This window comes from Rhizobium mesoamericanum STM3625, assembly GCF_000312665.1.
In the GTDB taxonomy this organism is placed as follows: Bacteria; Pseudomonadota; Alphaproteobacteria; order Rhizobiales; family Rhizobiaceae; genus Rhizobium; species Rhizobium mesoamericanum.
This window is the reverse complement of record NZ_HF536772.1, coordinates 4010661-4033409: the sequence shown is the minus strand read 5'-3', so window position 1 is coordinate 4033409 and position 22749 is coordinate 4010661. Positions and strand designations below refer to the sequence as shown.

Here is a 22749-nt window from a genome sequence, read left to right as displayed (position 1 = left end):
ATTACTCAAAGTCCTGTTTCGATTTTCACGGCCGAGCCGCTTTTGGCGGCCTTAACAACGGCAAGTCCGGTCGCGAGCGACCAGATGCCATCCTCCGCAGTCGCTGAAGGATGGCCCTTTCCGGCCACGGCGGCGTGGAACGATGTCAGTGCGATTTCGTAGAGATTGCGCGCATTGGTCGGCAGTTGTTGCTCGCCATCCGCATTCCTTAGCGTCACCGTTCCATCCGGACGCTGCGTCATGACGTTACGGCCGACAAGCGAACCCTCGGTGCCATGCACCTCAAACCCGGTTTCCGCGTATCTGGTGGTGAAAGCATCGTGAAACTGCGCAAGTATACCGTCCTCGAAACGCATCACGCCCATGACGCCATCTTCGACGCCCTTGCCCATCCCGGCCGCCTGTGAGAATGCAACCACCTCCACCGGATCGCGCCCGAGAACGAACCGCAACGTGTCGGCGTCATGAACGGTAATGTCCAGAATGACGCCGGCACCAGCTTCGGGCTTGTCCAGCCGCCAGCCTTGCAAGTGAGCCGGCAGATAGACCGCATGAAAGACACGCGCAGCAAGCGGCTTGCCGATTTTGCCCGCAGCGATCGCGTCTCTCATGGCAACATGAGTGGAGGCGTTGCGGAGATGGTGGTTGGTGGCAAGCACAACGGCGGCATCCTTTGCCGCCTTCGCCATGGCATGGGCATCCTGCAGCGACATCGCCAACGGCTTTTCGCAAAGGACATGTTTGCCGGCACGCGCCGCAGCGATCGCCTGGTCGCGATGAAGCTCGTTCGTGGTAGAGATGTAGACGGCATCGACCTCTGGATCGTTCACAAGGGTCGCGACGTCGGAAACATGTTTGGGGATCCCGTTCTGCGCGGCATAGGACCGCGCGCGCTCGGAACTCGAACTCATTACAGAGACTGCCTCGCCGCCAGTGGCGCGGATCGCATCAATCACCCACTCGCGCGCGATCGTGCTCGCGCCAATCAGTCCCCAGCGAACAGTCATGCCATCTTTCTCCCTATCTTTTTCTGCGCGGCACCACAGCTTTCACGAACAACAAGTCGGACCGCGGTGGTCACGTTTTCGGCTTCCGCCCTACCGGCATTGATCTGCTTGAGAAGAAGCTGCGCAGCGCGCCGGCCCATGCTTTGCGGATCGACGGAAACGGTCGTCAAAGCCGGAACAGCCGTCTGCGCCTCGATAACGTCGTCGAAGCCGACAACAGCGAAGTCACGGCCGGGCTCCATGTGCCGCGCACGCAGCCCGTCGCACACACCGAATGCAACAGCGTCATTGAAACAGACTGCTGCCGTCGGCCGATTACCCATCGCTATCGCCCGTCCGATCGCGTCGACACCACCCGCCCGCGATGGCGCTGACGAGATCACCAGCTCTTCATCAAAACCAAGCCCGGCCCTGTTCAGACCATCGATATAGCCGGCAAGACGCTCCTCGAAGACCGCCGTGTCGGTAAAGCCGCCGAGAAAAGCAATTCGCGTGTGCCCGAGGGAGGCCAGATGCTCGACGGCTGCGGACGTACCTCCCTCATTATCGGAGACGATCGACGAGACCTTGGCTCCAGGCAAACTGCGAACAACGACAACCACCGGAATGCCGGCAGCGACAAGCGGCTTGAAATCGACGGCTTCGGTTGCGCGTGCCGGAGAAACGATCAACCCCGAGATGCCATGCTCTCTCATCGAAGCAATAACCTCCCGCTGGCGATCAATGCTCTCGCTTGTATTGGACAGAAACTGCACAAAGCCGGCGGACTGCACGACCATGTCGACGCCGACGGCAAGTTCCGCAAAGAAGCTGTTGGTCAAGTCGTTGACGACAACACCGATGATCTTCGATTTCGCACTGGCCTGACGAAGGTTGGCAGCACCACGGTTATAGACGTAGCCAAGCTCGCGCATGGCGGAATTCACCTTGGAACGTGTCGCCTCGTTCACGAGCGGAGATCCCTGCAATACAAGCGACACCGTCGACTTCGAGACGCCGGCGGCCTGCGCGATATCAATGACGGTCACCCGCCCCTTCGTCATGGAACTCCTCCTCGGCTTTCGCCAGCTTGGGGTCTTAATAATTGGAACGTTCCAAATTTGTCAAGCATATTGTGTGGAAAGATGCGACACCGAAAATCACGACGGTTCGCCAAAAATAATATTATTTGTAGGATATTTAGATGTTCGCTCATTCCGACGTCGCGCTCGGAGGCCCCATAAATAATTCGCGTCCAGAAAACTATTGAAATTTGGAACGTTCCAATTTAATGGGTCTTTCGTCTGTTGAGGAGGATCGCGATGAGCTTGTCTTTAAATCTGCCGAACGCCGCCGGATCAACCGAGGAGTACCGCCTTGTCGGGACACCGGTTGGGCGCCCTTCCGCTCCACCCAAGTTCAACCGGATCGCTTATGCGGCCGCTCACGTCGTCTCGGACCCGCGAAAGGAGGTAGATCCTTGGGGGCGTCCGGCGATCGACTGGGACGCAACGATCGCGTTCCGCCGACACCTGTGGGGACTTGGCTTTAAGATTGCCGAGGCCATGGACACCTCCCAGCGCGGCATGGGTCTCAATTGGGCCGGCGCACAGGAGCTGATCCGCCGATCGCTGGACGAATCACGCAGCATTACAGGCGCAGATCTTGCATGCGGCGCCGGCACCGATCATCTGACGGCAACTGATGCCCGATCGATCGACGACGTCATCAAGGCTTACGAGACGCAGATCGAATTCGTCGAAAAGAATGGCGGCCGCGCCATCATGATGGCCAGCCGCGCCCTCGCTCGCGTGGCCTCCTCCGCTGACGACTACGCAAAGGTCTATGGCAGAATTCTTTCACAGGCCAAGGACAAGGTCGTCTTGCACTGGCTCGGAGATATGTTCGATCCGAACTTAGCCGGTTATTGGGGCAGCCCTCAATTCGGACCGGCGCTTGAATGCGTCCTGAGGATCATCAATGAGAACAAGGAGAAGGTCGAAGGGATCAAGATTTCTCTGCTCGACAACGCCAAGGAAGTAGAACTCCGCAATGGCCTTCCGGAAGGCATCCTCTGCTTTACCGGTGACGATTTCAACTATGCTGAGCTGATCGAAGGCGACGGCAACCGGTACAGCCACGCTCTCCTTGGCATCTTCGATGCCGTTGCACCGTCAGCGTCGATGGCACTCGCATCGCTCGCGGTAGGCGACGCCGCCACCTTCCGCTCCGTAATCGAACCGACCGTACCGCTCTCCCGGAAAATCTTCGAAGCGCCAACACAGTACTACAAAGCAGGCGTCGTCTTCCTGGCCTGGCTGAATGGCCATCAGAACCATTTCAGTCTTCCGGCCGGAATGCAGTCGGCACGTGGCATCAATCATTATGCCGACATTTTCCGGCTCGCGGACAAGGCAAACGTTCTCGACAAGCCGGAGCTTGCTGTCACGCGCATGAAGCATCTCGTGGGCGTCTTCGGTATCGACTGAGCCGCCTCCCGCAAAGATACGTTGATAGTCAACGCGAGAACCACAGCCGCCGAACCCGACGACTTCTGCAATCCTTTGTCTGAGCCGAAATTGGAAATTGGCGCCCGCACGCTGCCGCGCGCCAAAGAAACCGGAGGCCAGCCCTCGGGGCAGGAGCCTATTTCGGCAGAGCGATTACGCCTTCGTTTCGACCAGGATCACCAGAGACTCCGGCAACACCCCGTCGAAGGCCATCGCATCGGCGGCGGCCTTGCTCTGCATGGCCGCCTGCAAGGCCTCAAGATCCGGAACATCCATCATGACAGCAGCACGGGTCTGATCTTGAGGATCAACGAACGTTCGGATGTTGGTCACCCCGAGCGGTCCGAAAAACTCCTTGCGCTTCGGTGAGGTGAGCCAATGTTTCGCGCCCTTTGTGATGTTGTGATAGCCAATAATCGTTGGCATAGCATCCTCCCTGTTGATGACGCCGGCGGCCGGATCCGGGGCCGCGCTCCATCTTACTGCTTCTTGCAACCCTCTGACTTGTATGAGCATTGCACTTCGGAACGGGCACCCGCCTTGTCAGCTATGGTACAGGCGACGTGATGGTCGTCTCTTGTGCAGAGGTTGGAACATGAAATGAGAGTGGCGTTGGATGTTTTGGCATAGTTTGTCGCGCCGAGTTCGGCGATCTTGCTTTCCGCCGAAGTCAATTTGTATGGCTCTTCGCCGTGAGCGGCCAACGCCAACAACGATATCATAGTGGTACGGATGATCAGTTTCATGATTCGCTCCTTTCGTACGGACACAGGTATTCGTTCGCTAAGGCTCGTTCGATCACGCGTCATATATTCCACCGTGATCATTTGCTCGTCCACCGGAAATTTCCGAAACCAGATCCCCGAGGGAATAGCGGCCGGCCTATGCGGTTGAGAAGTTGCAGCTCTCCATTTGACGGCGTCTCCGCAGCCGGGGCGGCCCGCCCGCGAAATGAGCGGCAATGCACACGTCGCAGCGTGTCGTCACCGAAACCTCCAAGGCGATGAGTCGCGCATCTTGCCGTCGAGATGATTGGTCTTTGCTCCGGCGCTAGCGAGGAGCGCCGCGCCTTCGAAGGGTCGGGAGTGCAAGGCCGGTTCCTTCAGCCGCCCGTTGACTTCGGCGATCTCTTCCAGTCGATCAATGTCGTCCCCTTTCACGCTCGGTGGCCGTTCGTTTTACTCCGGCTTGAAGCCATAACCATTCCGCTCGCCGCGGTAGAGGCTCTGCAGGGCCAGCCGCCAGCTCGGTCTGCATTTGGTGTCCGTCAGAAGACGTGTTTCGGAGCTGGAGGAGCAAAGATCGGGCTGTTGCTGCGCGGTGGCCGCAGTTCGTCGGCCGCCGCCATCGGTTGATCGATGCTGAGGACGCCGTTGCCCGTTTGTTGCGAGGCAACGGCATAGTGGCTGGGCAACGCTCGCAACCATTTGAGAAAATGGCGCCCCCTGCAGGATTGGAACCGGGTTGTTAATGCTTGATTTTATTGCGTTTTTTTGGGTCTAGCAATGGCCAAAACGTGAGTCAAAAATCGGCTTCATCACCCTTTTTTGTTTGAGAGAAGTGCGGGGAACCACCTGATAGGCGCTTTCGCACGTCGGCGGCTCTGTTTCTACTTCTTCAATCTAGCAAGGTGAAGGAGATGCTGAACCTGAATATCCTGAAAGACGTTCAAAAGGTTCGCCTCGTCGGCAGTTGATCTACCCGACTCTGTGAGGCGGGCGACGAGCAATCGTTGCTGGGCGATGATGACTTCGCCACGGCGCACATGCCTCTCGACCATTTGCAATTCAGTCTCAACGAGAGTGCTCATGAAGAAGACCCTACCCCCCCCCGCGAAATGTCTCGTAGAATTTTTGAGCGTCCTTCGTTCAAGACTCCGGTGGGAAGCTGCAAATGATTCGCGTTGGATCGCTTGATTTTTCGGAAAATACCCTCGGTCGTGCGGCAAGCCGTATTCTCGTAAGGAACCGCTCCACCACATCCGCCATTACGGCCTGCTTGCCGGCGCGGGGCGCAAGGCCAACGTCGCAAAGATCAGGACACTGCTCGGGGTGGACGCGCGGGTCCAGGATGACGCGCCAAGCACCGATAGAACCCCGCTCACCCTGAGAGAGCCATGTCCGCACTCGAGGTCGTAGATTTCGTTCTTAGCTTCGGCGGTCCTCGACATGCCCGACACACGGAAAGAAAGCTCGACCTCCACCTTGTTGTGCTTCGGTATCGACTGACCTTCCTGGCGATGAGCCACTATGGGCCGCGCGTTATCTGAAGATGAATGGTCGGCGCAGAATGATAGGTTCCCTGGTGCATGGGTCGATGGCGAATGCATTGCCGCAGGCAATAGGTGCGCAGGCTGCCTTTCCAGAGAGGCAAGTCATCAGTCTCTCGGGCGACGGAGGCTTCGCCATGCTGATGGGCGATTTTCTCACGCTCGCTCAGCAGAACCTTCCGGTGAAGATCGTCATCTTCAACAACTCCGTACTGGGCTTCGTTGCACTTGAAATGAAAGCGTCCGGCCTCCTCGAGACGGGTACAAGCCTTAAAAATCCCGATTTTGCGGCGATGGCGAATGCCGTCGGCGTTCACGCGCGCCGCGTGGAGGACCCGGCTGACTTGGAAGGGGCGCTCGCAGATCTCCTTGCGCATGACGGCCCGGCACTTCTCGATGTCGTCACCAATACGGAAGAGCTGTCCATGCCGCCGAAGATTGAGGCCCTACAGGTCAAAGGATTCAGCCTTTGGGCTTTGAAGGCCGTAATGAACGGCAAGGGCAATCAATTGCTTGATCTGACCGTATCAAATTTCCTCCGTCGATGAGCAGCACCCGAATTCATCTCGACATCTTCGACTAAAACAATGATCGGCGGCCAGGGAAACAATCTTGGCCGCTGATCATTGTTTTAGTTCCGCGAACCCGTCTCTATAGATAGGGCCTCTCGAACCGAATTCGTCCAATGCTACTTGGCCCTGGCGCTGTTCCGGCCTCTGCGGTGTTCGATCGCCCATTCCTGACCCACTCCTTGTCTTCCATCTCATATAGACTGCAGCCCAAAGGCACGAACGGGCGGAAGTTCGCGCGCTCTACAATGGCATCATTGCCAACCTTCTTTTGCATCCGGGCGACCGGTGGCCGGAAGATCGAATGGCAATGATCGACACCGACTCCTTACGGGTCGAGAATATTCGAGAAGACTAAACGCCCATCGAGATAGGTGGCGCCACGGAAATCACCTTGTGGGGTGGCAGAAGTTATTTACCGGGCATGTCGAAAACATCGCATCAGGCATCGAAGACTATCGCAGGAGCGCTCGCCAACATAGATCCCTCCTACAAGCGGGTGCGTCTCGCCCAGCGCATTCCGGTGAGGGCCACGGTCGACGAAGCAACGATGATTTCAAACGATGAAGCCGATCCGGGAAATCATGCCAGATATCCGGAGACGCCGTCCCACAAGAGCTTGAGCGCGGTCACCGAGAGCAATGCGTAGCAGGCTCGGAAAATCTGACGCTGATCGAGAAAGCCGTGAAGCCGCCAGCCCAGGCCGACGCCACTCGGTATTGCGAGCAGGCAGATGCCCATCAGCACCAGGTCGGCGCCAGTCGGCCGTACGATCAAAAGCCACGGCACGGCCTTTGTGGCATTGCCAACTGTGAAGAACAAGCTGGTCGTTCCCGCATAGACTTCCTTGGTCAAGCCCAGCGGCAACAGATACATCGCAAGCGGCGGCCCTCCGGAATGGGCCACCATCGTTGTGATGCCCGACGCCAGACCAGCGGCGACCGCCTTAGGCTTTGAGCGGGGTCGGATGGTGACTCCCCCGCCTCCCGCAAGCCACAGGCCGACGAAGATCAGCGTGACGAACGCCATCACGATCTCGATCGCATGGTGGTCGAGCGAACGGAAGAGCAAATAGCCCGCCCCGATCCCCGCAACCAGGCCGGGCAGCAACAGGACGAGGTCCCGCCGCGACCACGTGTTCGGCTTCCAGTAGCGTAGCGCGTAGAGATCCATCGCGACAAACAAGGGCGCGAGCAGGCCTCCAGCCGTGACCGGATCCATCACAAGTGACAACAGCGGGATCCCGACGATGGCAAACCCGCCTCCGAACGCCCCTTTCAGGAAGCAGATCAGGAAGACCCCGGCGAAAGCGACCAGGACGGTCACCAGAGTCAGATCCGGCGTGATCGGTGCAGCGGTCATGACGTCCCCCCGCGCCTGTAGACATGGATCCGGCCAAATGCCGCGGCCTCGATTTCAGAGCGTGCCAGTCCGATGTCCTTCAGAGCCTCGTCGTCAAGTTCGCGAAGTCTGACTATCGCGGCACGGCGCGCGAAGTGGCGAAGCATACGCTTCAGTGAATGGCGGCCATTTGCAAGCATTGCAGACATATCCGTTTCTCCATCGGTTGGTTCGCGACAAAGCAAACACGGCGGCGCGGGAGCTGGTGAGCGCTGCAGCGTCGTGAATTCAACGCGAACTGTGGCAATGCCCGGTACGATCCGGTTGACGAAGGCATTATGCTCCGATACGTACTCGGTACAATAGGAACATTGATCTCGGAGCAATAATGGCGAAACCTGAGGCTCGCCGACACGATGGCCGCGGAGATCGCCGCCGGGTTCTCAAGCGTGGCGATCGCTTGCCGCCGCAGTGAACCTTCGCGTGGGAGCGTAAGATCGGTGTCTCCACTGCAAGCCTGGATTACACGGAGCCTCTGTGCAGAGAAATGCTCATTGCGAGGTCGGACGAGGTACGTTCATATCCGGTGAAGCGAGGAGCGGGGCGCCTTCCAGGCCTCGGTCGAGCAATGCGACCGTCCGAACCGGCGTGGAAAACCGGGCGCCGCCGACTTTGCGGCGCCCGGGGGTTGGCGGCGGCGCTACCCGGACCGCCGCTGAGATGGTGAGCATCATGTTGCCCATAATGGCCAAGCGCCGCGGCCGGTAGGGCTGGACGTATCGACATCGGCTTCGGGTCAAGCAATTCAGGCGCGGATGAACGCGAGCAGATCATCGTTGATCACATCGGCATTGACCGTGGCCATGCCGTGTGAAAAGCCCGGGTAGATCTTGAGCGTACTGTTCTTGAGAAGCTTGGCCTGAGGCACGGCTGCATTCTGATAGGGCACAACCTGATCGTCGTCGCCTTGCATGACCAGTACCGGCACGGTGATGGCCTTGAGGTCGTTGGTCTGGTCGGTCTCCGAGAAGGCCTTTATGCCGTCATAGTGGGCCTTGGAGCCGCCCATCACGCCCTGGCGCCACCAGTTGTCGATGATGCCCTGCGACACCTTCGCGCCGGGCCTATTAAAGCCGTAGAACGGCCCGGAAGGCAGGTCGCGGAAGAATTGCGGCCGGTTGCTCGCCACCGCCTGCCGGAAACCGTCGAAAACCTCTATCGGCGTGCCGCCGGGATTGTTTGCCGTCTTCACCATGAGTGGCGGGACCGCGCCGATCAGGACAGCCTTGGCGACGCGGCCCTCAGGCTGGCCATACTTCGCTACATAGCGGGCAACCTCACCGCCGCCGGTCGAATGGCCGATGTGAACGGCGTTTCTGAGATCGAGATGCTTCACGACGGCCGCGGCATCCGCGGCGTAATGGTCCATGTCATGCCCACCGCCCGTTTGTGTCGAACGGCCATGCCCGCGCCGATCATGTGCTATGACGCGAAAGCCCCGCGCCAGAAAAAACAGGAGTTGCGGATCCCAGTCGTCCGAGCTGAGGGGCCATCCGTGATGAAACATCAAGGGCTGGGCGTCTCTCGCCCCCCAGTCCTTGTAGAAAATCTCGATCCCGTCGTCGGTTTTCACGGACCCAATGTCTTCGCTGCTCTGTTTCGGCGATGGCGCGCTCTTTACCTTCGAGGCCGCATGGACCGGGATAGCCGAGAGCAGCGGCACGGATGCGGCAACAGTGCCAATCGTCAGCACGTCGCGTCGCGAAATGATTTTAGGATCGTTATCCTGGGTCATCTGGGATCTCCATATTGTGAATGTGTCGGGGCGTTGGGTAAAAGAGGGGCTTCGAGCGGATCGAGCAGCGTCAAACCCGAAAACGACGCTTCATCTCGCGACAGGCATCCGCCCGCGACAGGGCGACGTGCTTCAATTGCTCATCGGTAAGCGCAAGCAATGCAACGCGCGAAGGGCGCTTTTCCATCTCCCAAATCAACTGTCCGAGCATTGAAACGGCAGAGAAATAAAGGCCACTCAACGACAGAGAACCATGGTATCGCCGTTTGCGCGGGTAGATCTTCCTGATTGTGTTCATTGTCCTATCCTCGATTTGGGGCACCGCCGGACGGACCTTCGCGAATGGCATCGGACCTGTGCGGTTGACGGGAAAAGGATGCGCGGACCATACTTACGAAGCCATAGGACAATGGTATCGACGATACTTTGGTATCGCCATCACCTGTCATTCAATACTTTGGTTCACCTGCCATTCCCTCCTACCCGGGCTGACATGCCGCGCCCCGTAATACCTCCGGCGAAGCGCGTCTTCGATCGCGTTCAGCGGTTCGTTCTCCTCGAAGGGCTTGCCAGGAATTCGACAGCCCGGCTTTTCATCGCCTTGACATTGGTATGTCGCCCGGTCCGCTCATGAACATGATCGGCATCTCGCGACGGTCATCTGCGATGAGGCTCCGGAGATCCAGGCCGTTCAGATCCGGGAGATATACGTCAAGAATCATGCACTTCGGACAGCCGGGCCGACTTGCGGCAAGGAAGTCGGCCGCTGAAGCAAACGTCTGCGCGACCCAGCCGCCGGAATCGATGAGAAGCTCGAACGCCTTGCGCACCGAAACATCGTCATCGACGACAAAACGATGGCGCTTGCGGACCCGGCGACGCTGCTCCCTTCAGCTCATCGCGCGGTATGTAAGGGGTTTGACAGCAGACATTTCCATTTCTCAATCGATTGATGTGCGACATGCAACGCCGGAGCGTTGGTCGAGGCGAAGTGTGGCCATCCCCCATACGACCCGTTGACGTATGTACTCTGCTCCGATACGGTCTCGGTACAATAAAACATTTGTCTCGGAGCAATAATGGCTAATTCGGAATACCTGAAGCTCGCCGACACAATCGCCGCTGAAATTACCGCCGGGGTTCTCAAGCCTGGCGATCGCTTGCCACCGCAGCGAACCTTCGCGTACGAGCGTAATATCGCTGTTTCCACCGCAAGCCGGGTTTACGCGGAGCTTCTGCGCAGAGGACTGGTCGTTGGCGAGGTCGGACGAGGTACGTTCATATCCGGCGAAGCGCGGCGAGGCGCGGCAGCGCCGGGCGAACCGCGCGACGTCCGGATCGATCTTGAGTTCAACTATCCTACTCTACCCAATCAGACCGCCCTGGTATCAAGGAGCCTGGAGGGACTGGACAAGCCCGTGGTGCTGGATATCGCCTTGAGGCAGGCGACGAGCATCGGCACCAGCGGAATAAGGGAGACAGCGGCGGCCTATCTCTCGAGAACTGGCTGGTCTCCGAACCCGGAACAGCTCGTATTCACGGGCAACGGCCGCCAGAGCATTGCGGCGGCGCTTGCGGCCATTGTTCCGAACGGCGGACGATGCGGCGTCGAATCCCTGACGTATCCCTTCCTAAAAGGCGTCGCGGTTCGACTAGGGATCTCGTTGGTCCCGCTTGCGATGGATTCGTCAGGCGTGCGTCCGGATGCGCTGCGGAAGGCGCACGAGGAGGCCCATCTTTCGGCAATCTATGTTCAACCGGCAGTGCACAACCCTCTGGGAACAACGATGCCGGCGTCCCGGCGGCACGATCTCGTTCGCACCGTCGAGGAACTTGATCTCTTGGTCGTCGAGGACAACGTGTACAGCTTTCTCGATAACGAACCGCCACTTGCCGCTCTCTCGCCGGATCGCTGCATCGTGATCGACAGCCTTTCGAAGAAAATCGCGCCGGGGCTTACCCTGGGGTTCATCGTGCCGCCGCTCGCGCTGCGTGAAAACGTGATGGCAGCGGTGCGTTCCGGCGGTTGGACCGCTTCAGGCTTCGCATTCGCTGCGGCGCAGCGTCTGATGGCCGACGGCACTGCCGCCGAACTCGCGCGCCTGAAGCGTCGCGACGCGCAAGCACGTCAGACGCTTGCCGCGGATTGTCTGTCCGGCTTCGACATTCAGGCGAATCCAAACTGCTACCATCTGTGGCTGACACTGCCGCAGCACTGGCGCTCCCAAAGCTTCGTCGCCGCGGCGGCCCGTCGCGACATTGCACTCACCCCATCGACAACCTTCGCGGTCACTGCCGGCTATGCGCCGAACGCTGTCAGGCTTGCCCTTGCGGCTCCCGCAATGGATCAACTCGAGGCGGGGCTTCGCACGCTCGCCACCCTCCTTCGCTCCAGAGAGCATGATCTCGAGGCGACAGAGTGAGCGGCAACGTCGGATTGGGCTATGATTGTCGCTTCAATGTGTGGACTTCCAGGCGCGTGGACGCATGAGGTGCACCAGCGGCGATTACAAAAAGCAACGCGGTAGTTCTTTGAACTTCGGCTAAAATCGTCCCCACCGCGGACGCAGCGCCGCGACCCTATGAGGGGCTGCCCGAGATCAGCTATCCCTCCACGACCGCGATGCCATCGTCACCAACTGCGGCCGTCTATGCATCCATCGCAAGAAGATCAACATCTCAACGGTCATGGCCGGTCAGAGGCTCGGCCTCAAGCAGGTCGACGACGGTTTTTGGCTCGTCAGCTTCATGCACTATGATCTCGGATATATCGATCTGGAGCAGAGGACTTTGCAAACCATCGACAACCCGTTTGGCACGAGGTTGTCACCCATGTCTTAGGGACGATCTGTTACCTATGTCTCCGGGTCGGACACTGAAAAAGCTGGCGACCCCTGCAGGAATCGAACCTGCGACAACCTGCTTAGAAGGCAGGTGCTCTATCCAGCTGAGCTAAGGGGCCGCGCGGCGACCGGGAATTGTGCGCCCGGTCAAATTGCTACGGCTGAACGCGGCTTAATGCGTCCAAGGCTGAGTCCGCGTATAGCGGAAATTATCAGGGTAAGCCACAGTCTGGCGCTGCGGATCCTTCGGGGCTACGACGCGATACTCGATGCCGTTGCGCTTCGCGTAAGCTTCGGCCAGTTCCTGCGTTTCGAAAGTCAACTTCAGCTGCTGGCGCATATCCGAGGAAGACGTGTAGCCCATGATTGGATCGATGGTGCGCGGGGTCTCCTGATCAAACTCAAGAACCCAGATGTTGGTCTTTGCCTTGCCGGACTGCATCGCGGTCTTGGCTGGGCGATAGATCTTGGCAGACATTGCTGCAACGCCTCCGAAATTTGCGGGCTTTCGCACTCGAAACTTGATTCGGCCCCACGTCCGGGACCCCCTTCATCGAAACCATCGCACGAAGAGATGAATTTTGCTTACCGGCGAATCCCTATATTTTCAAGCAAAAAGCCGCGGCGGCGGAATCCGCATTTTTAATCGTTTCAGGCGACCTTCTCCTATTCGACCGACGTATGGCGGCATGCTGCGAAAAGGTCGAGCTTGGCATCGTAACGGTCAGTGGCCACATCCATCAGACCGAGGACGCTGTGGAAAAAATTGTCGTGGGATGCAGGCTCAGACGCCTTCTGCGCCAAGCAGGCCATATCGATCTTCGAGGCCGCACTGAAGTCTGGTGCAAGCCAGGCGATGATCGGCACATGCGTTTGCTGCGGCGGTGCGAAGAGGTAGGGTGCACCGTGCAGATAGAGGCCGTTCTCGCCAAGTGATTCGCCGTGGTCTGATACGTAGAGCATGGCGGTCGATATGGAATTGCCATATTGCCTCAGGGTATCGATCACCTTAGCCACGACATGGTCTGTGAACAAAATCGTGTTATCGTAAGCGTTCACGATTTCCTGCTGCGTGCAGGAGCCGAATTCGGCCGTCCGGCAATCGGGGGTAAATCGACGGAAATCGTCCGGGTAACGCTGATAATAGCCGGGCCCGTGACTACCGTTCTGATGGAGGATGAGGATGCTGTCGTCTTTCACACGGGAGAGCCATTCGCCCAGTTTGTCGAGCAGCGCCGTGTCCAGGCATTCACCATCGCGACAGAAACGCGGATCGGCGGCATCAGGCAGGAAACGATAGGAGATGCGGTTGGCGACATTGTAGCTGCCGGTATTGTTGTCCCACCACTCCACCTTCACTTTCGCATGGCCCAGAATGTCTATCAGATTGTCGGTCTCTAGTCCCTTGCGCTGCGTATATTGCGGCCTTGAGTAGGCAGAGAACATACAAGGGAGGGCCACCCCGGTAGTCGTTCCGCAACTTGTTGCGTTGGCATAATAGACGACCCCCCTCGCCTTCAGCTCAGGATTTGTCTCGCGGACATAGCCGCCAAGCGAGAAACTCTGCGCGCGCGCGCTCTCTCCGACGACAAGGACGACAACCCTCGGCTTGCCATTTGCACTCGGCGAACGCTGGCGGGCATCCAAGCCGAGCAGGTGACGCTCGATTTTGCGGTCGTCCTCTGAAGGGAACATGTAGAGCGCGGCGCTGCCGATCGGGATGAAGGGGTTGAAAGTCAGCATGATATCGCGGTGCAGGCGTCCGACCGCCGCATAGATCTGTGAAAAGCTGAGCCCTGCGGCCGCAAACACTGCCAGGCAAGGCAAAATGACAGCCATGTTCCAAGCAAATTTTTGGGGAAATGGTCGATGCACGACCCGAACCCACAGGATGAACAGCGATGGCAGTACTCCAGCCAAGATCAAATGCAGGAGAAAGGCGGGCGTGATAAGATGCGCTGCCGCATCCGACGTTGCAGCCGCAGCACTCCGGATCATCTCCTTGTCGATGACGATGCCGTATTGATCAGTAAACCAAGCCGCGGTGACTGAGACAAGTATGAAGAAGATCAAGGCCGGCTTGATCAAATATTTCACCGAGAAGGCCGTCATCGCGGCGATCGTAATCGCAGTGATGCCGATGACGAAGGCGATCAAAGCAAGCGGATAGGCGGCGAGATGCGTGTAGGCCCGACTCCAGAAAGTCTCGTTACCGACGGCGAGAATATAGACGGCGATGAGGATCGACAGCGTAACGCTGCCGAGGCGCGGCCTCCGGCTCGGATCCTGAGCCGTCTCATCGAAATCGTCCAATCCGCTCTCCGCGACCTGAGTGGGAGCGGGCGCGACGCTGACCGCTCGACCAATCGCGCTGATGTCAATCTTTCCTGACACCAACCTGAATGGCGATGGTATTTACGCCAAGCTTGGGGATACGTGATTTAGATATTGCGGGCGCGAGGGGAACCGTGTATTGCCCTCCCTCGTCGGCACGGAGTGTAGCGCAGTCTGGTAGCGCATCTGGTTTGGGACCAGAGGGTCGGGAGTTCGAATCTCTCCACTCCGACCACTTTTCCCTCAATTTACGAAATGACTACGCTCGCCGCCTGGCGCCGAGCGAGAGTTGCTGCGCCTTCGCGCTCCACGACAGCCCATGTTCTTGGTTCGCCAGGGAACAGCAATGCAATAACGCGCAAAATTTGCAGAGAAACCCATTGTTAAGGCCGCATAAGGTATCGTTCACCATATTCGGATGCACTTCGTTAACTCTACGGGGATCTCATAATGTCGACTTTGCGGGTTTCGCTCGTTTTTGCCATGACCGCACTTGCTCTGCCGGTCTGCGCCGCTGACCTTGCACCCCCTATTCCAGAGATGCCCGTCGCGCCTGCCCCAGTTTTCAGCTGGACCGGGCCCTATGCTGGTCTGCGCGGCGGCATAGGTTTCCTGAATAGCGATTTCAGCATACCTGGCGTGAGTTCGTCCGACGACTTTAACGGCGGCCTCGTCGGCGGCTTCGTCGGTGCGAACTATCAGATGGATAGCATCGTCGTTGGTATCGAGGGCGACCTTTCCTACAGCTGGAACAAGAAGGATCTGACCGTCCTCGGCACACCCACAGAAGTTGGGACCGACGTATCCGGCTCTGTCGTCGGTCGCATCGGCTACGCCGTCGACCGTGCCCTGATCTTCGCGACAGCGGGATGGGCTGCAACACGTGCCACGGTCGATACGCCGGCTGGCGACGAAGACAAGACCTTCAACGGCTGGACGGTTGGCGGGGGCCTCGACTATGCATTTACCGACAATCTCTTTGGTCGGGCGGAATATCGCTACAACGACTACGGCGACGAAGATATCGAGGGAGCAAAAGTCGACCTTGATGAGCAAGTCGTCTCCGCGGGGATCGGCGTCAAGTTCTAGCCCGCCTGCGCTGACAAGAGCTCATGGCGGAGAACAGGCGCCCCGATGGACGCCTCCTACTTCTTCTTTGTGGTCGTCGCGCTCATCACCTTGTCGCCTGGCCTGATGCCGAGTTTGGCGGTGATTCCAGCATTGAGTTCGATCACGTACTTCACCTCCGTGAGCGAATCGATAATGTCCTGCGAGTACGGCACCGCGTTTTGCTTGATGCTGCGAATCGTCCCGGTCGAATCGACGAACAGCATATCGAGCGGCAGGATCGTATTTTCCATCCACATCTGCACCCGCCGGGAAACGCCGAAGTCGAAGATCATTCCGGCATCTTCCGCCATCTCCTTGCGATACATGAGCCCGCGCTGGCGCTGCTCATTGGTGTCGGCGATCTCGACGGTGAAATTCAGTCGCTTACCGGACGCCGTCTGGATGATCAGCGGCTCCTTGTCGAATGTCATCGGCTGTTGCGAAAGGGCGGGAAAGGCAATGATGAAAAAAAGCGCCGCAAGGGCGCTTCTGATCCAATGGGCAACCGATATACGCATCAGTGCGCGCGGCTCACTGGGCTCGGCACGTCCGGATGGATCTCGGCGGCCATCAGCCCCTTATCGCCATCGCCGTAGCGCACGAGCACAACCTGACCCGGACGCAGCTCCGTGAGACCGAACCGGCGCAATGTTTCCATGTGGACGAAGATATCCTCCGTGCCCTCGCCGCGCGTTAGGAAGCCGAAGCCCTTGGTGCGGTTGAACCACTTGACCAGTGCGCGCTCCAAGCCGCTCGTCGCTGTCACCTGCACATGGGTGCGAACCGGCGGCAGCATCGAGGGGTGTACGGCGGTGGACTGGTCCATGGACAGAATCTTGAACGCCTGATAGCCGCGTTCGCGCCGCTGGATCAGCGCAACGATCCGCGTACCTTCGAGAATTGTCTGGTAACCGTCTCGACGCAGGCAGGTCACATGAAGAAGGACATCCTGCATGCCGTTATCGGGAACGATGAAACCGAAGCCCTTGGCCACGTCGAACCACTTGACGACACCAGTGATTTCAATGAGGTCGACCGCTTCTCCCGCGAGTTGATCGAGGTCGGTGAATTCCTTCGATGAAATCCTGTCAGCCATGTCGCCAGCCCCTCAATACGCGTCACACTGTTACGGTTAACTGATTCTTGAGATCAAGATTAACATGTTGGTAACGGATTAGCGCAAGTCCTACTTTTCGATTATTCCCAGTTGCCAATCATACTCCGCTGTCTTGCCCGAAACTGGTGTTCCGCCACATAAGAAGCCACCGAGCCGCATTAGAGAGGAAATAGAATGCGTTATCTCCACACCATGGTCCGCGTCAAAGATCTGGACGCTTCCTTACATTTTTACACCACGCTCTTTGGCCTCGAGGAGGTGAGGCGCACGCAGAACGAGAAGGGCCGCTACACGCTCGTTTTTCTTGCGGCTCCTGGCGATAAGGCTGACGCGACCGCTAAGGGGGCACCGTGCCTGGAACTGACCTATAATTGGGACACCGAGGATTATACCGGCGGGCGCAACTTCGGGCACCTCGCCTATGAGGTCGACGACATCTATGCCACATGCCAGAGGCTGATGGACAACGGCATCACGATCAACCGTCCGCCGCGCGACGGCCACATGGCCTTCGTGCGTTCGCCGGATGGTATCTCGATCGAGATTCTGCAGAAGGGCAGCAGCCTTCCGACCGCCGAACCCTGGGCTTCGATGGGCAATACCGGCGCCTGGTAGGCCGAGGCTTTTGCGAGGCTTGCGGCTTTTGCGATTTCGGACTCGCGTGTCCGCGTCGCGCTTGCCGCCGCCGGGTGGTACAGGCACTCTCCAGGCGACTCGAGGCGAACGATGCGTTCTTTGCGCAGCTTTCGCCGTCCCCTGGAGAATGCTCGCGTGCTCGCTGTTGAAAAGCGGATAGCTTTAGGACCCGCCGTTCTGATCGCCACATCGGCGCTGGTGCTCAGCGGCTGCGTGTCGGACAAAAAGGCCGCCGATACCGCGTCCGTCGTTGCCCCCGTCGTGCCGGCAGCAGTTGCACAGCAGGCTGCGGCAACCACACCGGTCCAACCCGGCTATCGCGATCCAATGGTCGCCAACGTATCGCGCGCTCAGCCGGCGCAGGATCCGAACGCACAGCCGATGTCAGCAGGATCAGCCGCTTCGGCTCCCGCAAACATCGGCGGCCTGGCAATGCAATCAACAGGTATCAACGCGCAGGCGATGAGCATCTTCTCGGCGCGGACAGTGTCGCAGAACAATCCGACCTCGACCCAATTGCAGCCTGCCGGCGGCAACGCCTACGCCCCGGTTGGTGTCAGCCCGGTACGCTCGAGCGTTTACAGTGGCCAGGTGCCGGTAGATCAGTCCCGACAGCCGCAGCCGGGTCCCCCCCTGTTGCCACAGCAGTCCTCACAGAACACTGGCACACAGAGCGCGCCGGTGCAGAGCGCGTCACTTTCGTCGGGAGCCCTGGCAGGGCAAACGATGAATGCGCTCTATAGCGCGCCGAGGCAAAACCTGCTCGGCAGTCTTTCCGGGCTGCTGCAAAAAGCCTCCCTGCCCGGTATGACGCGGATTGCACCCAATGGGCTGCATCTCCAAAACGACAAGGTCGAAGTCAGCTGCTTCAAGCCGAACCTGCTGAACGTGATCAAGGCGGTCGAAACGCATTTCGGCAAGCCGGTGATTGTCACCTCGGGCTACCGCGATCCTAATCACAACCGCATGGTCGGCGGCGCCGAAGAGTCCATGCACAAGACTTGTGACGCGGCCGACATTCAGATCGAGGGCGTGTCGAAATGGGATATCGCAAGCTACGTCCGATCACTTCCGGATCGCGGCGGCGTCGGTACCTACTGCCATACCGACTCCGTTCATCTCGATACCGGAAAGAACCGCGACTGGAACTGGGGTTGCGGCGACAGGGCCGCTCCAGCGACCATCGCTCGCGCCCTGTGACGTCTGCGCTCGTCGTTCATAACGCAGCGTAAATCCGCCTCAAGAGTTGCGAGTGTCGGTAAATAGCCTCTTGATTCAACAGCGATAAACGCCATTTCGCTCACGCAAAAAATTCCTGTCATTTTTTTCAAAAAAATGGAATTTGCGGCTTGCGGGATTCAAAGTGCCTGACTATAAGGGCGCCACCACGAAGGAAGCGCCCTTCGTCTATCGGTTAGGACACCAGATTTTCATTCTGGGAAGAGGGGTTCGACTCCCCTAGGGCGTGCCATCGTTTTCTCTTTAAAGATCAGTAGCTTCGAGCCGCAACGCAAGAATTCGATAATTATTTCGAGTTTCGGAGGCAAGCCGGGCAAACGGATCATTTTCGGCTTTCTAAAATGAGCCACTGCTATACTAGTTCGGCTCGGTGCCCTCCTCGCCAGCCTGTTGCCGCATAAAACAAGCCCTTGTACGATGCAGGCCGCGCTGCTTACTGGCCCGGCCTGAAAATTGCGAGTTTCCCGGTAAGAACCAACGCAGCGCGTTCCTCTCAACAGAGCCTTTTACTTCTGCTAAATAATTGATCTCTGTCTCAATCTAGGCCATGGGAGATACCAATATGACCGAAGGAGAGATTGGCTGGCTTACCGCGATCATCGTGGGCTTCTGCGCGGGGTGGATGGCAGACCATTTCATGCACACTCACCTTCCATTCGGGTGGGCAGCAATCGGAGTATCGGGAGCCTTTGTCCTTAACGCGATAGCCAAGAGATATGGCTATCATTGGGGCGGCTGGTTGACGTTCCTGCTACTCGGCTTTTTCGGCGCATGCCTGCTATTGATTCCGGTTCGCATCTATATTGTTCGAACGCGCGTTCCCCGACCGCCGGACGACTGGTAGAAAATGCCCCCTGGGCGCTTGCCAAATTATGTCTGACGCTGGCCGTCAAAATCTCAGTTGACAAACCAACAGGGGCGGCGCCTCGCCTTAAAGCGCCCCCTTTTATGCAGCGGCAGCGCGCGTCACCGGCTTAAGGGAACGAGGAGGCCGACGGCGCGGAAGCCATTGATTCCGCGGGAAGCGGAGCCTTCCTGGTCAATGATAGATGTGTGCGATACTGCGTTTTGGCCTATGCTGTTCTGTTGCCATTCTTCATCGAGGAGAGGAAGGCAAATGAACGACCAATTCGCGTCGACATTATCAAGTTGCTGGACGGCTGAAGCCGTCGATCTCCATGCCTTGTCCCCTTTTGGAAGAATAGGGGGCACGTTCGGGACGAAGGGAATAGTTTCCGACTTAAGTCCAAGTAGCGGGAACACTCTCCCCAGTTTCCAGTTCGACGGAAAGCGGAACAAGCCGCTTGAAGATGCGAATGGCGTGGCGCGCCTGGAATCCAGGGAGATTCAGAATGAAAACCCGTCTGACCATGATATTGGCGGCCTTGTCGATCAGCGTGTCGCCGCTCACCACATTTGCCCAGCAGGCCATTCAGGGCGGCGGCCAGCCGCAATCCGGCTCTGCCGCCTGCCCGTCGCCCGACGCAACGGGTGCCTGCCCACAACCAGAAAAGGGCAAATCGACCCAGCAGAAATCTGGCCAGGGCGCGGGCACGCAACAGAACGCGCAGCAACCTGCGAACAACGCCTTGCCCGGCGGAAGTGCCTCGGGCAAAGCGTCAAGCGAGACAAAGACAAAACTGCCCGGCTCGCAAGAAAGTTCTGGCAGCGCGATGACGAAGCAGAAATCAACTACGGAACCTAGCAATGAAACTACGGGCAGCACGACGACTAAGAATCAGACTTCGAATACAACCACGAATGTGAACATCTCGACGGAACAGCAGACCGAAATTCGCCAAGCTTTGAAGGAAGTTCACGTTGCACCTGTCAAGGAGACAGATTTCAACGTCTCCGTCGGGACTACTATTCCGAAGAAGATCCGGCTCGCGACGCTGCCGCCGCGCATCGTGAAGATCGTGCCGGAGTACAAAGGCTACCGCTACTTCGTCCTCGCGGACGGCCGGATCGTCATCGTCGACCCTGACAGCCTCGAGATCGTCTACATCATCGCGGCCTAGCGGCTCCTGACGGTCTCGGCCATTCGTGCCGTCCGTTTCACAGCCGGAAGAGGAGTTCGGCCGCGCAAGCGCCCTTAAGATGGGCCCACCGAGCGGCATTGGGGCCGTCGGTCACCGCCCTGCCGACCAGGGCGGCCGAGCTTCTATCGAACATTGCTGCCACGTGAAGGCTCCGGCAATCAGAGCGGTGGGAGGGCCGCTGGCCAGCGAACTAGCCGCCGCAACATTTCCGACAAAGCCCGAACGTCTTGTCGAACCGCATGTTCCTTCCTATTTCTCACCCGATGCGCCCTTCGTCTATCGGTTAGGACAACAGATTCTCATTCTGTAAAGAGGGGTTCGATTCCCCTAGGGCGTACCAAAGCTGGCCTTGTTCAATAGGTTACAAGCCTGATCCCAAATGATCCCACATCAATTGGGATCGCTGTGGGATCGCAAAGTAGCGACACAGATCCTCTCGCCGAAAATCAGCGGGTAAAAGGATCGCAGACGTTTTTCCACGTTCGTTTCCGCACGTTCGCATGGTAGCTAAGTGCTGTGGACACGTAGTAGGTGCTGGCCTTGGGGCCAAGACAGGACGCAATGGAAGAACAGAGAACTAACCAAAAGGCACAGCCTGTTCGCAACTTGGCGATTGGAGCTGAAAGCCGACCGAGCAGGCATTGAGCATACTCAGGTCAAGGAGCTTGCGGACGGCATCGGTAAAGGCATTGGTGCCTTCCGGCGCAAGGCGCAGCCGACCGAGGAGCTTCTTTCCTTCCACGCGGACGCTTTCCCACTTGCCGATGGTCAGGCGGGAATTGTCGTGGCCATAGAGCGCAACCGGGTTCTTCTTGAAGCCTGAAAGCTTCCAGCCAGCGACCTCGGTTACGTCGCCAACGCGGTCAACGGTCTCATCTGAAAGGACGAAATCATACGTGCCGCCCTCGCCGGTATCGGCTGCGGCGCGCATTCCATACTTGATGGTGGCTGACATGGACCCAAACCCGGTGGATTTGAGTCAGCCTATTTATACCCTAGCCCTGTCTCATGTCCGTAACAGTTAGGAAGCGCTTTTCGTAGGATGGAAGCCGGGCCTCGCCCACGGAGATCCGCCAGACGGTCGTTCTGGATATTCCAGCGTTCGCGCTATCTCTGATCGGGATAGTCCGCTGCTTTCAAGCCCTGCGATTAATGCGGCAAATCCATCGGCGTCCATGAGCGGACTATATCATGGAGGCTAAAATGGTAACAGCAGCCATATACTTAGTCGTAATCGCCGCCATTGCCGCGCTCGTCTGGTGGGCGGTTGATGGTGTTCACCTCGTCAGGCACCTGAACGCTGTCCTTAGTAGATCACAGACGCTCCAAAAGCAGACCTGCCGCCAAGGCATGAAATGCCTCGACCGCCTTCGGTAGCACGCTCTGCGGGCTTTCGCTCGCCGCGATCCAGAGAGCAGCATTGAGAGCCGCGCCGCTGAGCAATCGGGCCGCCGCCTCTGCGTCAAGCGGCTTGAGGATGCCCTGTTTGATAAGGCGCTCGACTGTGCCCTTGGTCACCTGGAGACAACTGCTCTGGCTGGGCCACTGCGAGGGATCACCTAATACCGCAGGTCCGTCGAGCAGAACGATGCGCTGGACTTCCGGATTTAGCGCCATCTCGATATAGGCGGCACCCTCGGCGAGCAGACCCTGCCAATCGTTGCCCGTTCGAACCCCAATCTCTTTAGCGCGCGCCGCCATTTCCGTGTCAATCTGATCGACAACCGCCGCTAGGAGCCCCCGCTTGTCTCCGAAATTGTGATAGAGCGCGCCCCTAGTCAAGCCGACGTCAGCTGTCAGCTCGTCCATCGACGCTGCGGAGTACCCCTTCTCCGCGAAGGCCTTTCGCGCAGCCGCTATCAATTTGACGCGGTTTTCCTGCATCGTTTCCCTGCGTGTTCTAGCCATTCGATCCTTCAGATTAACATACGAGGCGTATATGAAGTTGACATACGGTG

General features: G+C 58.3%; 24 protein-coding genes, 4 tRNA genes and 4 pseudogenes. 15 read left to right on the top strand and 17 right to left on the bottom strand.

Annotated elements, in window-relative coordinates; translation table 11 throughout:
* Nucleotides 1–5: 5 nt before the first annotated feature.
* Nucleotides 6–1007 carry a Gfo/Idh/MocA family protein gene (locus tag BN77_RS19765; protein WP_007535187.1) on the bottom strand — a complete coding sequence of 334 codons (1002 nt, stop codon included), beginning with the start codon at nucleotides 1005–1007 and terminating at the stop codon, nucleotides 6–8.
* Complete coding sequence (locus BN77_RS19760) at nucleotides 1004–2050, bottom strand: LacI family DNA-binding transcriptional regulator (protein WP_007535185.1); 1047 nt, start codon at nucleotides 2048–2050, stop codon at nucleotides 1004–1006. The genes BN77_RS19765 and BN77_RS19760 overlap by 4 nt, the downstream gene beginning before the upstream one ends.
* 258 nt (nucleotides 2051–2308) lie before the next feature.
* On the opposite strand from BN77_RS19760, the gene BN77_RS19755 reads away from it, so the two are divergent.
* A complete protein-coding gene (locus BN77_RS19755) occupies nucleotides 2309–3475 on the top strand; it encodes a dihydrodipicolinate synthase family protein (protein ID WP_007535184.1) in 1167 nt (388 codons plus the stop codon).
* A gap of 174 nt (nucleotides 3476–3649) precedes the next feature.
* On the opposite strand, the gene BN77_RS19750 is transcribed toward BN77_RS19755, so the two are convergent.
* From BN77_RS19750 to BN77_RS19735, 3 genes are all read right to left on the bottom strand, one after another.
* Nucleotides 3650–3922, bottom strand: coding sequence for a hypothetical protein (locus tag BN77_RS19750; protein WP_007535182.1), 273 nt, complete (start codon nucleotides 3920–3922; stop codon nucleotides 3650–3652).
* 53 nt (nucleotides 3923–3975) lie between these two features.
* Nucleotides 3976–4242 (bottom strand): hypothetical protein, encoded by a 267-nt coding sequence (locus tag BN77_RS19745; protein WP_007535179.1) that lies wholly within the window; start codon nucleotides 4240–4242, stop codon nucleotides 3976–3978.
* Nucleotides 4243–5105: 863 nt separating this feature from the next.
* Nucleotides 5106–5306 carry a hypothetical protein gene (locus BN77_RS19735; protein WP_007535174.1) on the bottom strand — a complete coding sequence of 67 codons (201 nt, stop codon included), beginning with the start codon at nucleotides 5304–5306 and terminating at the stop codon, nucleotides 5106–5108.
* A 163-nt stretch (nucleotides 5307–5469) separates the two neighbouring features.
* On the opposite strand from BN77_RS19735, the pseudogene BN77_RS35910 reads away from it, so the two are divergent.
* From BN77_RS35910 to BN77_RS36130, 4 genes and pseudogenes are all read left to right on the top strand, one after another.
* A pseudogene (locus BN77_RS35910) lies at nucleotides 5470–5619 on the top strand (IS91 family transposase); the annotation flags it as partial.
* Nucleotides 5613–5765, top strand: a complete 153-nt coding sequence (locus BN77_RS33620) for a hypothetical protein (protein ID WP_157224473.1) — start codon at nucleotides 5613–5615, stop codon at nucleotides 5763–5765. The pseudogene BN77_RS35910 and the gene BN77_RS33620, both read left to right, overlap by 7 nt.
* Nucleotides 5732–6313 (top strand): annotated as a pseudogene (locus BN77_RS19730) (thiamine pyrophosphate-dependent enzyme); the annotation flags it as partial. The gene BN77_RS33620 and the pseudogene BN77_RS19730, both read left to right, overlap by 34 nt.
* A gap of 415 nt (nucleotides 6314–6728) precedes the next feature.
* On the top strand, nucleotides 6729–6983 hold the full coding sequence (locus BN77_RS36130; RefSeq protein WP_482822327.1) for a hypothetical protein: 255 nt from the start codon (nucleotides 6729–6731) through the stop codon (nucleotides 6981–6983).
* Here BN77_RS36130 and BN77_RS19725 read toward each other — a convergent pair.
* The 5 genes and pseudogenes from BN77_RS19725 to BN77_RS35905 all read right to left on the bottom strand — a co-directional run.
* Nucleotides 6917–7696: a sulfite exporter TauE/SafE family protein gene (locus tag BN77_RS19725; protein ID WP_007535168.1), complete on the bottom strand. Its 780-nt coding sequence runs from the start codon at nucleotides 7694–7696 to the stop codon at nucleotides 6917–6919. The genes BN77_RS36130 and BN77_RS19725 overlap by 67 nt on opposite strands.
* A complete protein-coding gene (locus BN77_RS19720) occupies nucleotides 7693–7884 on the bottom strand; it encodes a YjiS-like domain-containing protein (protein WP_007535166.1) in 192 nt (63 codons plus the stop codon). The genes BN77_RS19725 and BN77_RS19720 overlap by 4 nt, the downstream gene beginning before the upstream one ends.
* 596 nt (nucleotides 7885–8480) lie before the next feature.
* On the bottom strand, nucleotides 8481–9470 hold the full coding sequence (locus BN77_RS19715; RefSeq protein WP_007535162.1) for an alpha/beta fold hydrolase: 990 nt from the start codon (nucleotides 9468–9470) through the stop codon (nucleotides 8481–8483).
* A gap of 70 nt (nucleotides 9471–9540) precedes the next feature.
* Nucleotides 9541–9768, bottom strand: a complete 228-nt coding sequence (locus BN77_RS19710) for a hypothetical protein (RefSeq protein WP_007535160.1) — start codon at nucleotides 9766–9768, stop codon at nucleotides 9541–9543.
* Between the two features lie 295 nt (nucleotides 9769–10063).
* Nucleotides 10064–10312 (bottom strand): annotated as a pseudogene (locus tag BN77_RS35905) (response regulator transcription factor); the annotation flags it as partial.
* Nucleotides 10313–10549: 237 nt separating this feature from the next.
* On the opposite strand from BN77_RS35905, the gene BN77_RS19700 reads away from it, so the two are divergent.
* Together BN77_RS19700 and BN77_RS35900 are read left to right on the top strand one after the other, a co-directional pair.
* On the top strand, nucleotides 10550–11893 hold the full coding sequence (locus BN77_RS19700; protein ID WP_007535157.1) for an aminotransferase-like domain-containing protein: 1344 nt from the start codon (nucleotides 10550–10552) through the stop codon (nucleotides 11891–11893).
* A gap of 143 nt (nucleotides 11894–12036) precedes the next feature.
* Nucleotides 12037–12311: pseudogene (locus BN77_RS35900) on the top strand (transposase); the annotation flags it as partial.
* A gap of 44 nt (nucleotides 12312–12355) precedes the next feature.
* On the opposite strand, the gene BN77_RS19690 reads toward BN77_RS35900, so the two are convergent.
* The 3 genes from BN77_RS19690 to BN77_RS19680 all read right to left on the bottom strand — a co-directional run bounded on the left by BN77_RS19690 (nucleotide 12356) and on the right by BN77_RS19680 (nucleotide 14626).
* Nucleotides 12356–12432: transfer RNA gene (locus tag BN77_RS19690), tRNA-Arg, on the bottom strand.
* Nucleotides 12433–12485: 53 nt separating this feature from the next.
* Entirely contained in the window at nucleotides 12486–12791 is a 306-nt protein-coding gene (locus tag BN77_RS19685) for an ETC complex I subunit (protein WP_007535152.1), read from the bottom strand.
* Between the two features lie 188 nt (nucleotides 12792–12979).
* Nucleotides 12980–14626 (bottom strand): phosphoethanolamine transferase, encoded by a 1647-nt coding sequence (locus tag BN77_RS19680; protein ID WP_007535150.1) that lies wholly within the window; start codon nucleotides 14624–14626, stop codon nucleotides 12980–12982.
* Between the two features lie 179 nt (nucleotides 14627–14805).
* On the opposite strand from BN77_RS19680, the gene BN77_RS19675 reads away from it, so the two are divergent.
* Nucleotides 14806–14882, top strand: a tRNA-Pro gene (locus tag BN77_RS19675).
* 215 nt (nucleotides 14883–15097) lie between these two features.
* Nucleotides 15098–15736, top strand: coding sequence for an outer membrane protein (locus tag BN77_RS19670; protein WP_007535147.1), 639 nt, complete (start codon nucleotides 15098–15100; stop codon nucleotides 15734–15736).
* 56 nt (nucleotides 15737–15792) lie between these two features.
* On the opposite strand, the gene BN77_RS19665 is transcribed toward BN77_RS19670, so the two are convergent.
* A complete protein-coding gene (locus BN77_RS19665; protein WP_007535145.1) occupies nucleotides 15793–16275 on the bottom strand; it encodes a DUF192 domain-containing protein in 483 nt (160 codons plus the stop codon).
* Entirely contained in the window at nucleotides 16275–16853 is a 579-nt protein-coding gene (locus BN77_RS19660; RefSeq protein WP_007535143.1) for a cold-shock protein, read from the bottom strand. The genes BN77_RS19665 and BN77_RS19660 overlap by 1 nt, the downstream gene beginning before the upstream one ends.
* A 195-nt stretch (nucleotides 16854–17048) precedes the next feature.
* On the opposite strand from BN77_RS19660, the gene gloA reads away from it, so the two are divergent.
* The 6 genes from gloA (at nucleotide 17049) to BN77_RS19625 (ending at nucleotide 21131) form a co-directional block, all read left to right on the top strand.
* Nucleotides 17049–17489 (top strand): lactoylglutathione lyase, encoded by a 441-nt coding sequence (gene gloA / locus BN77_RS19655; protein WP_007535141.1) that lies wholly within the window; start codon nucleotides 17049–17051, stop codon nucleotides 17487–17489.
* Between the two features lie 156 nt (nucleotides 17490–17645).
* Complete coding sequence (locus BN77_RS19650) at nucleotides 17646–18710, top strand: YcbK family protein (RefSeq protein WP_007535140.1); 1065 nt, start codon at nucleotides 17646–17648, stop codon at nucleotides 18708–18710.
* A gap of 196 nt (nucleotides 18711–18906) precedes the next feature.
* Nucleotides 18907–18981 (top strand) — tRNA-Glu (locus BN77_RS19645).
* A gap of 330 nt (nucleotides 18982–19311) precedes the next feature.
* Nucleotides 19312–19593: a GlsB/YeaQ/YmgE family stress response membrane protein gene (locus BN77_RS19640; RefSeq protein WP_007535137.1), complete on the top strand. Its 282-nt coding sequence runs from the start codon at nucleotides 19312–19314 to the stop codon at nucleotides 19591–19593.
* A gap of 508 nt (nucleotides 19594–20101) precedes the next feature.
* A complete protein-coding gene (locus BN77_RS19630) occupies nucleotides 20102–20770 on the top strand; it encodes a DUF1236 domain-containing protein (protein WP_007535135.1) in 669 nt (222 codons plus the stop codon).
* Between the two features lie 286 nt (nucleotides 20771–21056).
* Nucleotides 21057–21131 (top strand) — tRNA-Glu (locus BN77_RS19625).
* Nucleotides 21132–21368: 237 nt separating this feature from the next.
* Here the strand turns inward: BN77_RS19625 and BN77_RS19620 are convergent.
* Both BN77_RS19620 and BN77_RS19615 read right to left on the bottom strand, forming a co-directional pair.
* Nucleotides 21369–21746 carry a hypothetical protein gene (locus tag BN77_RS19620; protein WP_040677444.1) on the bottom strand — a complete coding sequence of 126 codons (378 nt, stop codon included), beginning with the start codon at nucleotides 21744–21746 and terminating at the stop codon, nucleotides 21369–21371.
* Nucleotides 21747–22105: 359 nt separating this feature from the next.
* Nucleotides 22106–22699: a TetR/AcrR family transcriptional regulator gene (locus tag BN77_RS19615; RefSeq protein ID WP_007535130.1), complete on the bottom strand. Its 594-nt coding sequence runs from the start codon at nucleotides 22697–22699 to the stop codon at nucleotides 22106–22108.
* Nucleotides 22700–22749: the final 50 nt, after the last annotated feature.

Bases quoted from the DNA above. Each gene is read 5' to 3' on its own strand.
- BN77_RS19755 (WP_007535184.1), top strand. From the start codon at position 2,309: ATGAGCTTGTCTTTAAATCTGCCGAACGCCGCCGGATCAACCGAGGAG.
- BN77_RS19630 (WP_007535135.1), top strand. From the start codon at position 20,102: ATGAAAACCCGTCTGACCATGATATTGGCGGCCTTGTCGATCAGCGTG.
- BN77_RS19725 (WP_007535168.1), bottom strand. From the start codon at position 7,696: ATGACCGCTGCACCGATCACGCCGGATCTGACTCTGGTGACCGTCCTG.
- BN77_RS19665 (WP_007535145.1), bottom strand. From the start codon at position 16,275: ATGCGTATATCGGTTGCCCATTGGATCAGAAGCGCCCTTGCGGCGCTT.
- BN77_RS19700 (WP_007535157.1), top strand. From the start codon at position 10,550: ATGGCTAATTCGGAATACCTGAAGCTCGCCGACACAATCGCCGCTGAA.
- BN77_RS19670 (WP_007535147.1), top strand. From the start codon at position 15,098: ATGTCGACTTTGCGGGTTTCGCTCGTTTTTGCCATGACCGCACTTGCT.
- BN77_RS19660 (WP_007535143.1), bottom strand. From the start codon at position 16,853: ATGGCTGACAGGATTTCATCGAAGGAATTCACCGACCTCGATCAACTC.
- BN77_RS19720 (WP_007535166.1), bottom strand. From the start codon at position 7,884: ATGTCTGCAATGCTTGCAAATGGCCGCCATTCACTGAAGCGTATGCTT.
- BN77_RS33620 (WP_157224473.1), top strand. From the start codon at position 5,613: ATGTCCGCACTCGAGGTCGTAGATTTCGTTCTTAGCTTCGGCGGTCCT.
- BN77_RS19715 (WP_007535162.1), bottom strand. From the start codon at position 9,470: ATGACCCAGGATAACGATCCTAAAATCATTTCGCGACGCGACGTGCTG.
- BN77_RS19640 (WP_007535137.1), top strand. From the start codon at position 19,312: ATGACCGAAGGAGAGATTGGCTGGCTTACCGCGATCATCGTGGGCTTC.
- BN77_RS19760 (WP_007535185.1), bottom strand. From the start codon at position 2,050: ATGACGAAGGGGCGGGTGACCGTCATTGATATCGCGCAGGCCGCCGGC.
- BN77_RS19735 (WP_007535174.1), bottom strand. From the start codon at position 5,306: ATGAGCACTCTCGTTGAGACTGAATTGCAAATGGTCGAGAGGCATGTG.
- BN77_RS19620 (WP_040677444.1), bottom strand. From the start codon at position 21,746: ATGTCAGCCACCATCAAGTATGGAATGCGCGCCGCAGCCGATACCGGC.
- BN77_RS19750 (WP_007535182.1), bottom strand. From the start codon at position 3,922: ATGCCAACGATTATTGGCTATCACAACATCACAAAGGGCGCGAAACAT.
- BN77_RS19745 (WP_007535179.1), bottom strand. From the start codon at position 4,242: ATGAAACTGATCATCCGTACCACTATGATATCGTTGTTGGCGTTGGCC.
- BN77_RS19765 (WP_007535187.1), bottom strand. From the start codon at position 1,007: ATGACTGTTCGCTGGGGACTGATTGGCGCGAGCACGATCGCGCGCGAG.
- BN77_RS19685 (WP_007535152.1), bottom strand. From the start codon at position 12,791: ATGTCTGCCAAGATCTATCGCCCAGCCAAGACCGCGATGCAGTCCGGC.
- gloA (WP_007535141.1), top strand. From the start codon at position 17,049: ATGCGTTATCTCCACACCATGGTCCGCGTCAAAGATCTGGACGCTTCC.
- BN77_RS19710 (WP_007535160.1), bottom strand. From the start codon at position 9,768: ATGAACACAATCAGGAAGATCTACCCGCGCAAACGGCGATACCATGGT.
- BN77_RS19615 (WP_007535130.1), bottom strand. From the start codon at position 22,699: ATGGCTAGAACACGCAGGGAAACGATGCAGGAAAACCGCGTCAAATTG.